The sequence below is a fragment of the Methylophilus sp. DW102 genome, assembly GCF_037076555.1.
GTDB classification, from domain to species: Bacteria; Pseudomonadota; Gammaproteobacteria; order Burkholderiales; family Methylophilaceae; genus Methylophilus; species Methylophilus glucosoxydans.
The window spans coordinates 372,476-383,866 of record NZ_AP029023.1; the positions used below are offsets into that span (position 1 = coordinate 372,476).

An 11,391-nucleotide genomic window follows, 5' to 3' on the forward strand; every position below is an offset into this window, starting at 1 on the left:
TCTGGTGTGTAAAGTGTGTGCCTTTTATGCTCATTCCTAGTGTCAGCAAATCAGGTGCACACCTAATATTAAACCCTTAGTACTAACTTTGGAGATCAATATGCAAGTTAACAAAATCAAACTGGCCCTGGGTCTGGTAGCTGCTTTGCCAATGGTTGCATTCGCTGCTGCTGACCAAGAAGCTGCGATGAAAGATGCCAACAACTGGGCACACCCACGCGCTAACCATTTCAACCAAGGCTACAGCAACCTGGCTCAAATCAACAAAGGTAACGTTAAAAACCTGAAAGCAGCCTGGACATTCGCAACCGGTGTAAACCGTGGTCACGAAGGTTCTCCAGTGGTTGTGGGTAACATGATGTATGTACATACAGCATTCCCAAACAACGTATACGCTCTGGATTTGAACGACAACCAAAAAATCGTTTGGTCCTATTTCCCAAAACAAGACCCAAGCGTACAAGCAGTTCTGTGCTGTGACAACGTTTCTCGTGGTCTGGGCTACGGCGACGGCAAAATCTTCTTGCAACAAAACGACGGCATGCTGGTTGCTTTGGATGCAAAAACTGGTGCTAAAGTTTGGGACGTTAAAAACACTGATCCAAAAGTCGGTGCAACTAACACCAACGCACCACACGTGATCAAAGACAAAGTACTGACTGGTTGCTCAGGTGCTGAGTTCGGCGTACGTTGCTTTATTGTTGCTTATAACATTAAAGATGGTTCTCTGGCATGGAAAGCCTACTCTACAGGCCCAGATAGCGAAACATTGCACGACGCTAACACTAACAAAGAAAACCCACAGTACAACGCGCTGTCTGTTTATGAAGACGTGAACGGTGGTAACAAACAAGGCGGTTCTTTCAAAAAGATCCCTAACGACCAACTGAAAATCGGCGAAAAAGAACTGGGTACACGTACTTGGTTGAAACCACAAGCTGTGAAAGACGGCTGGCAACATGGTGGTGGTTCCGTATGGGGCTGGTGGCCATATGATGCCAAGACAAACTTGGTATACTACGGTTCAGGTAACCCATCCGTTTGGAACCCAGACGTACGTCCAGGTGACAACAAATGGTCCATGACAATCACTGCACGTGATCTGGACACTGGTGTTGCTAAATGGGCAATGCAAATGACACCACACGATGAGTGGGACTACGACGGTATTAACGAAGTGATCCTGTTCGACAAAGGTGGCAAAACATACGCATGGCACCATGACCGTAACGGCTTTATCTACACATGGCAAGCTAACAACGGTACATTGGTTGCTGCTGAAAAAGTGCACCCATTTGTTAACTGGGCTAACAGCGTTGACCTGAAAACAGGTGTACCAGACAAACTGGCATCTGCTTCTACACACCAAGACTACAACGCTAAAGGTGTATGTCCAGCGGCTCTGGGTACTAAAGACCAACAGCCAGCGGCTTACTCACCAAAAACTGGTTTGATGTACACACCATTGAACCACGTATGTATGACATACGAGCCAGTTGAGTCCAAATACGTTGCTGGTCAACCATGGGTTGGTGCGACACTGACCATGTTTGCTGGTCCAGACGGCGTGATGGGTGGTTTCGGTGCTTACGACCCAATGACCAACAAAAAAGTTTGGTACAACAAAGAGAAGTTCTCTGCTTGGGGTGGTGCTCTGACTACAGCTTCTAACATTGTGTTCTACGGTACATTGGATCGTTGGTTCAAGGCTGTTGATGCACAAAACGGTAAAGAACTGTGGAAATTCCAAGTGGGTTCCGGTGTGATTGGTAACGCATTCACCTACGGCCATGCTGGTAAACAATACGTTGGTGTATTGTCTGGTATCGGTGGTTGGGCTGGTGTTGCGATGAACTTGGGTATGACTAACGACACAGACGCACTGGGTGCTGCTGGTGGTTACAAAGAGTTGACCAAGTACAACGCTGCTCCTGGCGGCGGTGCATTGAACGTATTCTCACTGTAATTTGAGCTTGTCTTAAATTATCTAATAGAAGTACGTTGACTCCTTAACACCCTGCTTAGGCAGGGTGTTTTTTTTCATGAATTTCATGATTAAAAACCATGAACAGGAATTTAAGTAGGGCTTCCCTACAAATCAATACGTATTCGCGATAAGATGATTGAGTTTGTCGTGAATTCATCGAACTTTTGCATATGATTAAGTTCAAAAAACGACAGGAAACAATCACAAAAAGGAACGAAATCAAAATGAAAATATGGAATATGCTGGGTGCGGTGGGATTGGTGTTGGCAACGCAATCATGGGTGTCTGCTGAGGAGATCGAAATCCCTTCAATCAACCCGGATGAAGGCCGGATCGGTGAAGTACGTCGTGTGGCTGATGAATCAGAGTTCAAGGTTTGTTCTGATCCCGATAATATGCCTTACTCTAACTTGAAGCTGGAAGGATTTGAAGACAAGATTGCAAAAGTACTGGCCGATGACCTGGGCAAGAAGCTGAGCTTCCAATATGCTTATAACCGTCAAGGGTTTCTACGTAATACCATCAATGCGATGAGATGTGATGTGATCATCGGTATGACCTCAGACTTCGATGGGTTGAGAACGTCCAAACCCTACTATCGTTCAGGACATGTATTTGTCTGGCGCAAAGACAGCAATTACGACATTACCAACTGGGATTCGCCAGATTTGAAAAAAGGCATTATCGGGATTGTTGACAAGAGCCCAGCGACTATCCCGCTCAATGATTACAACTTGATGACGAATGCACGTCCTTACCGTTTGCAGCGCGATCTGAATTTGCCAACCAGCTTCATTATTGATGATCTGGTCAAAGGCGATATTGATGTCGCTGTGATGTGGGGTCCTATCGCTGGTTACTACGTTAAAAATTCCAAAGTTCCGCTGGAAATGCGCCTGATTCCTGAGTACAACAAAGTCAACCTCAAAGGTAAGGAGTATTGGAATATTTCAGTAGCTGTCCGTATGAAGGATAAAGACCGTATCAAAATGATTAATGAAGCTTTAGAGCGCAACAAAGACAAGATTGATGCGATTCTTAAGGATTATGGTATCCCCACCGTGCCAGTTGTTGAAGGCGACAGTGTGTATAAAAAATAACAGTACTGTTGAAAAAGTTTTATAAACAGACAGTTGCTAATGACAAGGAAAAAAAAACACAGTAAAATCGTTGGCTTGTTTTGAGATGGCTGTGTGATAAATTCTGTCATTATTAATGAATTATTCGTCAACCGTTTCTGGAACGATTCGTTAAATGAGCATGCGGTAATTGTTTGGTTTACCACTTGTCGCCGCTCATTTTGTTTAGGATTAGGAGAAAACATGTTAGGCAACACACTTAAATCAGCATTGTTGATTTCCTTGATGGCATTTGCCACAGGCGCAATGGCTGATATCACTTTTTCAGCAACTCAAGACGGTTCCACCTTGAACATTGACAAAGCTTTGTTCGATACAGATGCTGCCAAAGAATTTTTGGCTACTGGTAAAAACCCATACATCGGTAACGAAGACGCTATCAAAAAAGGTAAAAAGATTTTCAACATGTACTCATGTGTTGCCTGTCACGGTGGTAAAGGTGAAGGCGCTGTTGGCCCAGGCTTGATCGGTGCTAACTTCCGTTACGCTAAAAACGCAACGAACAAAGGCATGTTCGAAACCATCTGGCACGGTACCAACGGTGGTATGGGTGCTAAAGGTTTTGGCCTGATGGCGCCAGATGATGGTTTGAAACCAGATGAAGTATTGAAAGTGATTGCCTTTGTGCGTAGTAATAGCAACGTAGGCATGACAGGTAACGAATAACTCGTTACGAATAAAAACGGTCACTTAGGTGACCGTTTTTTGTTTTTATGGCACAATTAAAGCGTGCTGTGTGAAGCTAAAATAATAATAGACATGGCAGAATTTTAAGGAATAACACTATATAAAACCTGGGGGTAACGATGAGAAGTTTATTATTGACGACATTGCTGGCAGCAATGTTGGCGGCATGTAACAACGGTGGGCAATCTGCTGGCGCTTCAGCAGAAGGTGGCGATATCAAGGCGATACAATTTGTCACCACCCAAGATGGTCAACCTATGGAAATTGACCATAAAATGTTTGATACACCTGCTGCGAAAGAATTTTTGGCGACGGGTAAAAACCCTTATATTGGTAACGAAGAGGCGATTAAAGAAGGCAAGAAAAAGTTTAACCTGTTCTCTTGCGTTGCTTGTCATGGTGGTCATGGTGAAGGCGCTGTCGGGCCTGGCTTGATTGGCGAGAATTTCCGTTATGCGAAGAATGCAACCAATAAAGGCATGTTTGAAACGATCTGGCATGGCACCAATGGTGGCATGGGTGCAAAAGGTTTTGGCTTGATGGCGCCAGATGATGGTTTGAAGCCTGACGATGTATTGAAAATCATCGCTTTTATTCGTAGTCATGCCAAAATTACTGGTAACGAATAGTCGTGTTATTTGAGGTGTTGTGCGCGCTTGGCAGTACGGCAGGCGCGCTTTTTTATTGAAGGATTAATGTGAGCGTGACTGACGAAAATGATTTACACCATGTCATTATTGTAGGTGGTGGTGCAGGTGGCCTTGAATTGGCGACCAAGTTGGGTGACTCCTTGGGCAAAAAGAAAAAAGCAAGGATCACGTTGATTGATGCAACGCGAACCCATGTCTGGAAGCCGCTGTTGCACGAAATTGCAGCGGGTAGTATGGATCCGGATCGCCATGAGCTGGAGTATCTGGCACAGGCACATTGGCATCACTTCAAGTTCAGGCTGGGCCGGATGGATGGTCTGAATCGTGCAACACGTGAAGTGTTTTTGTCGCCGGTACATGACGAAGATGGGAATGAAATTATTGCGCGCCGTTCATTCAAATACGATACCCTGATTATCGCGGTGGGTAGTACTACAAATGATTTTGGCATTAAAGGGGCACGTGAGTATTCACTTGCCTTGGATACCCAGGCGCAGGCGCAAAAATTCCATCGCTATCTGCACAACGCATTATTGCGTGCACAAACACAGCCTGAACCATTAAAACCCGGTCAGCTTGAAGTGGCGATTGTGGGCGCTGGGGCGACGGGTGTCGAGTTGGCGGCTGAACTGCACAATACTACGCGTGAGCTCGCCGCCTATGGCCTGGATAAAATTGATGCCGATCGTGACGTCAAGATTTCTCTGATTGAAGCAAGTGACCGTATTTTGCCAGCATTACCACCCAAGCTTTCTTATGCGGTTGATGTCGAGCTGCGTAAACTGCGGGTGAATGTGTTTACTGGCGAGCGTGTGACTGAGGTGTCTCCCAAAGGCATCACGACGCACAGCGGCCGTACGATTCCTGCGGAGTTGGTGGTGTGGGCAGCTGGCATCAAAGCCCCGGATTTTCTCAAGGATATCGATGGGCTGGAAACCAACCGTATTAACCAGCTGGTGGTGAATCAGCATTTGCAGACCACTCGTGATACGAATATTTTTGCGTTTGGTGATTGTGCAGCCTGTCCATGGCTGGGGCATGACGCGACGGTGCCTCCACGTGCGCAAGCGGCACACCAGCAGGCTTCGCTGCTGATCAAGACGGTGAAGGCGCGTGTGGCTGGTAAAGAATCGCTGCCAGAGTTCCACTATACCGATTACGGCTCACTGGTCAATTTGGGCAAATACTCTACCGTGGGCAGCTTGATGGGTGCCGTGGCGGGGGGCAGCATGTACATTCAGGGCTTGTTCGCACGCGTGATGTACCGTTCCTTGTACAAGATGCACTTGATGGCATTGCACGGTGTGCTGGCGGTGATTGTTCATACCATCGGTCGTATTATCTCAAGACGTACCGAGCCACATGTCAAATTGCATTGATCGCTAGAGAGCAAAAAGGGCGCTCAGGCGCCCTTTTTTGTTGATTGTATCAAAGCTGCGTTGCGCTTATCGCCGGATATGTTTGCGATAAACCAGTGTGATCAATGACATGCTGAAAATAATAAATACCCCGAAGATGGCCACAATGGTATTAATGTCTAGCTTGGCGCCTACCATCCAGGTGTAAGCGCCCAACAGCAGCAAGATGCCTATATTCTCGTTAAAATTTTGTACGGCAATCGAGTGCCCGGCGCCGAGTAAATGATGGCCCCTGTGTTGTAATAAGGAGTTGAGCGGCACCAGAAAATAGCCTGAAAGCACACCAATCACAAATAGCAGGATCCCTGCCAGAATGGGGCTGTGGATCACCATCATGCTCATCACCAGAATCCCCATGTAAATGCCTGCCGGTAACACTTTCACGGCATTCTCCAGCTCGACATACTTGGAAGCGATGATTGAGCCGATGGCGATGCCAACGGCAAGGATGGCGATCAAATAAGTCGCTTGTTGCTGAGAGAAGCCCAATCTGACATCTGCCCACTGTAATACCACGAATTGCAAGGTGGCCCCGGCGCCCCAGAACAAAGTGGTGACGGCCAGCGAGACCTGGCCTTGCGGATCTTTCCACAGCGTCATAAAGGCATGCCAAAAATCTTTGAGTAAAAACCAGAGCGTTTTTTGCGCTACTTTGTGGTCAATCGGTACTTTGGGAATGTAGTAGTTGAACGCTGCGGCCAGCAAATATAGGCACATGATGCAGGCTATGCCCATGTATGGATTGTTGGCAGATAACGTAGAACCCAAGACCGGCCCCAGAATAATGGCGGTGACTGTGGTGCCTTCCATCCATGCGTTGGCCTTGATTAACAAATGCGATGGCAGCATTTCCGTCAAAATGCCATATTTCGCCGGCGAATAAGCGGCAGCACCTATCCCCACCACAGCGTACGCATACAGGGGCGGCACGCCCGCCAGTGCCATCAGGCAACCGATAAACTTCAACCCATTGCTTAAAAACATGACCCGGCCTTTGGGCAGCGCATCGGCAAAGGGGCCGACAAAAGGCGCGAGCACGATATAGGAAATCACGAAAAATTCGCGTAGAAGTGGTTCGTGCCAGCTGGGTGCGTTAAGCTTTGCCAGCAGGGCAATCGCAGCAAACAGCAGAGCATTATCTGCGATTGCCGACAAAAACTGGGCAATCAGTAAGGTATAGAAGCCTTTGACCATAAGAAGCGAGCAGACGACTGTCTACAAGACCTCTGCCGCAAAGTCTGCAAGGCGTGAGCGCTCACCACGTACCAGGGTGATATGCCCGTTATGCGCCCAGTTCTTGAAGCGGTCAACCACATAGGTCAATCCCGAGCTGCCCTCCGTCAGGTAGGGGGTATCAATCTGGGCAATATTGCCCAGACAGACCACTTTGGTGCCCGGTCCGGCCCGCGTAATCAGCGTTTTCATTTGTTTGGGGGTGAGATTTTGTGCTTCGTCTATGATCAGAAACTTGTTGAGAAAGGTACGGCCACGCATGAAGTTCAGCGATTTGATTTTAATCCGGGTACGGATCAGGTCTTGGGTGGCTGCACGGCCCCACTCACCCACATCTTCATCGGTTTTGTTGAGCACATCGAGGTTGTCCTCAAGGGCACCCATCCATGGCGCCATTTTTTCCTCTTCCGTGCCAGGTAAAAAGCCGATATCTTCGCCAACCGGTACCGTCACACGGGTCATGATAATTTCAGAATAACGTTTTTTATCCAGGGTTTGCGTCAGGGCGGCGGCGAGGGTGAGCAAGGTTTTACCCGTCCCGGCCTGCCCCAGCAGCGTGACAAAATCAATGTTGGGATCCATCAGCAGGTTGAGCGCAAAGTTCTGCTCACGATTGCGCGCAGTGATGCCCCACACATTGTGTTTGGGGTTCATGTGGTCCTGCACCACTTCAAGAATGGCGGTATTGTCTTCAATCTTGCGCACAATAGCATGAAACGGTTTGTTGAATTCATAAAACACGAATTCATTTACTAGCAGTGACTTGACGATAGGCCCGCTGACTTTGTAGTACATGCGGCCAGATTCTTGCCATGAATGCATGTCCTTGCTGTGCAAGTCCCAAAAGTTTTCAGGCAGTTCGCGCAGGCCGGTATACAGCATGTCGCTGTCTTCCAGTACCTTGTCATTAAAGTAATCTTCAGCCGCCACGCCCATGGCACGGGCTTTGATACGGATGTTGATATCCTTGCTGACCAGGATGACATTGCGTTTGGTGTGTTGTTTTTTGAGCGCCAGCACCACGCTGATGATCTGGTTGTCGGCCTTGCTGCCTGCGAGGCCTGGTAAATCTGTTGGCACATGCTCGGTTTGGAAAAACAGCTTGCCGGTTAAATGACGGTTGCCTTGAATGGCAAGCGGACAGCCTTCCTCAAGGTTGCTTGTTTCATTGCCCCCCATGATTTCTTCAAGAAAACGGCTGGCCTGGCGCGCGTTACGTGCAACTTCGGTCAAGCCTTTTTTATTGTTGTCCAGCTCTTCCAGGGTGACCATGGGAAGGTAGACGTCGTGCTCTTCAAACCTGAATAGCGACGAAGGGTCGTGCATCAAAACGTTGGTATCGAGGACAAAAAGCTTGGTTTGTGGAGCACGGGCCATAGAAAATCACTTTTATGAGTGGGAAGACTGTATGCTGGCTAATACCTCAGCGGCATGACCATCGACTTTGACACCGCGCCATTCGCGCACAATGATGCCTTGTGGGTTGATCAGAAACGTACTGCGCTCAATGCCGCGAACCTGTTTGCCATACATGTTTTTCATTTTGATCACATTAAACGCCTGGCAAGCGATTTCATCGCTGTCCGAGATCAATTCAAAGGGAAAGCTGTATTTGGCCTTGAAGTTTTCGTGCGATTTGAGCGTATCACGCGAAATGCCGAAAATGATGGCATTGGCTTCGAGAAATGCGGCATGCATGTCACGGAACTGCATCCCTTGCGTGGTACAGCCTGGGGTGGAATCCTTGGGGTAGAAATACAGGACGAGGAACTTGCCCAAATAGTCTTTGCTATTGAATTGCAGGCTGGAGGTCGCTGGTAAGCTGAGTTCTGGAACAGGTGAATTTAACATAGTTGACATCGCTATCACTTAATCACATTGTTGATAAAAATACAAAATTAAGCAAGCACAAATCGCATATTCACCGCCTGCGATCAAGCATCTCACGAGAGGTGGATGATTATTGCGGTAATAAGATGGTAATGCGGGTACCTGTGCTTGCGCCACTTTCAAAAGACATGCTCCCGCCGAGCTCTTCGCAAACTTTAAATGCAAAAGGAATGCCGAGACCCGTGCCGAACCGTTTGGTGGTGGGGCCCGGTGTCAGTGCATGCGGATCAGGCTTGAACGGCATGCCTGGCCCCTGGTCGATAATCACCAGGGTTAGCAGGTGATCATGTAGCGCACATTGCAGCTGAATCTCGGCGCCTTTGGGAGAAGCCTCTGTCGCGTTTAGAAGTAGGTTGTATAGCATTTGTTCCAGTAAATGCTCGTCGGTCAAAATCAATTGTTGCACCGTGTCACTGTTTTCTTTCAACCTGATCTGCTTTTCATTCAGTTTGGGATGCAGGGTAGTGACCGCACCTTGAACGATATTGGATAGCCGCAGCTGATTGAGCATAGGCTTGATCGGATGCAGATAAGACAGCAGGCTGCCGGTCCAGCGCTCAAGCCGGTCTACGGTATGGATAATGCCTTGAATCGATTCCATGGTGTCCTTGTCCAGCTGCGGGTCATCGATCACCTGCGCAGTAGCGCGGATACTCGCCAGGGGATTGCGGATGTTATGCGCCAGCATAGGCACCAACAGGCCAAGTGCCGCCTGTTTCTCGCTCTTGACCAGGGCATCGCGGCTGGCGGCCAGGTCTTCGGCCATTTTATTGATTTCGCGTGACAGCATCGCCAGCTCCTCGGCACCAGCTTCTGGCACCTGATGGGTGAGGCTGCCGCCGCTGATGGCATTGGTGGCTTGCATAATGTCATTTATCGGGCGCACGATAGACTCTTTGAGAATGCGCCTGGAATAGACAATCAGCACACAAGCCAGTAACAGCGGCAAGGACAAAACGGCAATGGAGTTACTTCTGGCTTCATCCAGCCTGTGCTTGATTTCACCTTGCTTGATCATGAGCAGGCGTTCTGCGCGCTTGGACACCTCTTCATAATGCTTGAAGATGCCGGTTTCAATATCCTGATAAATCGACTTCTGGGCATTACGGTCGGGATTGTTCTGGTAACGATAGAACAGCGCAGGTGCTTCATTCACCAGGTTGCGGTATTTGTGCTCAATCTCCATCAAGGCATCACGTTCTTCCTGGTCCAGCGCGATCGACTGCAGGCGCTCCATATGGATCAGAATCGACGTGGTGTATTGGTTGTATTCATTGAGCGCATTCGTCTCCTGCAAAAAAAATGCATCAAACAACTCTTTCATTTGCCGGTAAAGGTCGCCACGTACCAGGTAGATTTCCTGGATCACGACATTGATGCGCTGGGATTGTTTGGAGGCTTTGTCCCACAAATAGATGCCGTAAGCGCCACTGGCGACGGCGAGGACGATCAGTGCAATAAAATAGATGTCATGAAACAGCAATAATAAGCGCAGCGGCTTGTCATGTTGCCAATGGGGAGAGGAGCTTGTCTGCTTGCGCTTGAACAGCATGTGCACCTAACTGGACAGTTTGAAGCTGACCGTGACAATAATGTTATTGATTCTGCCACGTAGTATTTCATGAAAATGGGGTTTCAGCTGCGATTTTTGCGCTGCCGCCAAGGCTGCGTCATCAATGGCTTTGTTGCCGCTGGACTCGACGACTTCAATATTGGTGATATTGCCATGATCGTCAATGCTGATGCTTAATTTGACATCGCCTTCTATGCCTCTGTCTTGCGCAATCCGCGGGTAGCGCTGGTTTTTCTTCAGCTCCCTATGTGCCGCACTTCTAAACGCATTACGCGCGGCGTCAATATCCCCTTCGCTGGGCCCAGAGGCTTTGACTGGTTCTTGTGGCGCAGGGGGCGCGGGGGGCGGCACCACGACTTCAGACTTGGTTTCACTGACGCTGGGCTTGGCGGCAATCACGGCCGGGGCTGGTGATTCCACTACGGGGCGGGGCGTTTCTACCGCTTGCTCTGGCATAGGCGACGGTTTTTGCGGCGTCACCGGTTTTTGCTCTACGGCCTTGGGTTCTAGCTTTGGAGGCTGTGGCTGCGGTTTGGGAGGGGTGGGTTTAACCACTTCAGGTTCGGCTGGTGCAGGTGGCGCGGGTGTGACAGCGGGTGGTTCTGGTTTGACCAGCTCAATCCGGATTTCTTGCTTGTTTGGGGGCGGCAGGTCGTAATCAGGTTTGGGTAGAGTAAACATGATCAAGGCATGTATCAGGAGTGAGGCAATCAGGCACCACTCTAATAAATGACTGAATTGTTTTGTTTCTTTTAAAACGGCTTGCACGCCAATATCCCTTTTGATGACCCCCAACGCAAGCCGACACTATAAG

General features: G+C 48.6%; 10 protein-coding genes. 5 read left to right on the forward strand and 5 right to left on the reverse strand.

Going from position 1 to position 11,391, the window contains the following annotated elements; genetic code table 11:
* Positions 1 to 100 precede the first annotated feature (100 nt).
* From AACH41_RS01735 to AACH41_RS01755, 5 genes are all read left to right on the forward strand, one after another.
* A complete protein-coding gene (locus AACH41_RS01735; protein ID WP_194749158.1) occupies positions 101 to 1,966 on the forward strand; it encodes a PQQ-binding-like beta-propeller repeat protein in 1,866 nt (621 codons plus the stop codon).
* Positions 1,967 to 2,211: 245 nt separating this feature from the next.
* Positions 2,212 to 3,087 carry a quinoprotein dehydrogenase-associated putative ABC transporter substrate-binding protein gene (locus tag AACH41_RS01740; protein WP_194749159.1) on the forward strand — a complete coding sequence of 292 codons (876 nt, stop codon included), beginning with the start codon at positions 2,212 to 2,214 and terminating at the stop codon, positions 3,085 to 3,087.
* 222 nt (positions 3,088 to 3,309) lie between these two features.
* On the forward strand, positions 3,310 to 3,792 hold the full coding sequence (locus tag AACH41_RS01745) for a cytochrome c (protein WP_194749160.1): 483 nt from the start codon (positions 3,310 to 3,312) through the stop codon (positions 3,790 to 3,792).
* A 140-nt stretch (positions 3,793 to 3,932) separates the two neighbouring features.
* Positions 3,933 to 4,442 (forward strand): c-type cytochrome, encoded by a 510-nt coding sequence (locus AACH41_RS01750; protein WP_228518896.1) that lies wholly within the window; start codon positions 3,933 to 3,935, stop codon positions 4,440 to 4,442.
* Positions 4,443 to 4,516: 74 nt separating this feature from the next.
* Complete coding sequence (locus AACH41_RS01755) at positions 4,517 to 5,842, forward strand: NAD(P)/FAD-dependent oxidoreductase (RefSeq protein ID WP_194749161.1); 1,326 nt, start codon at positions 4,517 to 4,519, stop codon at positions 5,840 to 5,842.
* Between the two features lie 66 nt (positions 5,843 to 5,908).
* Here the strand turns inward: AACH41_RS01755 and lplT are convergent, their stop codons facing one another.
* The 5 genes from lplT to AACH41_RS01780 form a co-directional block, all read right to left on the reverse strand.
* Positions 5,909 to 7,075 carry a lysophospholipid transporter LplT gene (gene lplT, locus AACH41_RS01760; RefSeq protein ID WP_194749162.1) on the reverse strand — a complete coding sequence of 389 codons (1,167 nt, stop codon included), beginning with the start codon at positions 7,073 to 7,075 and terminating at the stop codon, positions 5,909 to 5,911.
* Positions 7,076 to 7,096: 21 nt separating this feature from the next.
* Positions 7,097 to 8,491, reverse strand: coding sequence for a PhoH family protein (locus AACH41_RS01765; RefSeq protein ID WP_194749163.1), 1,395 nt, complete (start codon positions 8,489 to 8,491; stop codon positions 7,097 to 7,099).
* Between the two features lie 12 nt (positions 8,492 to 8,503).
* Positions 8,504 to 8,965 (reverse strand): peroxiredoxin, encoded by a 462-nt coding sequence (locus AACH41_RS01770; RefSeq protein WP_194749399.1) that lies wholly within the window; start codon positions 8,963 to 8,965, stop codon positions 8,504 to 8,506.
* A 109-nt stretch (positions 8,966 to 9,074) separates the two neighbouring features.
* Complete coding sequence (locus AACH41_RS01775; RefSeq protein ID WP_338656339.1) at positions 9,075 to 10,556, reverse strand: HAMP domain-containing sensor histidine kinase; 1,482 nt, start codon at positions 10,554 to 10,556, stop codon at positions 9,075 to 9,077.
* 6 nt (positions 10,557 to 10,562) lie between these two features.
* A complete protein-coding gene (locus AACH41_RS01780; protein ID WP_338656341.1) occupies positions 10,563 to 11,345 on the reverse strand; it encodes a TonB family protein in 783 nt (260 codons plus the stop codon).
* Positions 11,346 to 11,391 lie beyond the last annotated feature (46 nt).

Bases quoted from the DNA above. Each gene is read 5' to 3' on its own strand.
- AACH41_RS01740 (WP_194749159.1), top strand. From the start codon at position 2,212: ATGAAAATATGGAATATGCTGGGTGCGGTGGGATTGGTGTTGGCAACG.
- AACH41_RS01745 (WP_194749160.1), top strand. From the start codon at position 3,310: ATGTTAGGCAACACACTTAAATCAGCATTGTTGATTTCCTTGATGGCA.
- AACH41_RS01735 (WP_194749158.1), top strand. From the start codon at position 101: ATGCAAGTTAACAAAATCAAACTGGCCCTGGGTCTGGTAGCTGCTTTG.
- lplT (WP_194749162.1), bottom strand. From the start codon at position 7,075: ATGGTCAAAGGCTTCTATACCTTACTGATTGCCCAGTTTTTGTCGGCA.
- AACH41_RS01765 (WP_194749163.1), bottom strand. From the start codon at position 8,491: ATGGCCCGTGCTCCACAAACCAAGCTTTTTGTCCTCGATACCAACGTT.
- AACH41_RS01770 (WP_194749399.1), bottom strand. From the start codon at position 8,965: ATGTTAAATTCACCTGTTCCAGAACTCAGCTTACCAGCGACCTCCAGC.
- AACH41_RS01750 (WP_228518896.1), top strand. From the start codon at position 3,933: ATGAGAAGTTTATTATTGACGACATTGCTGGCAGCAATGTTGGCGGCA.
- AACH41_RS01775 (WP_338656339.1), bottom strand. From the start codon at position 10,556: ATGCTGTTCAAGCGCAAGCAGACAAGCTCCTCTCCCCATTGGCAACAT.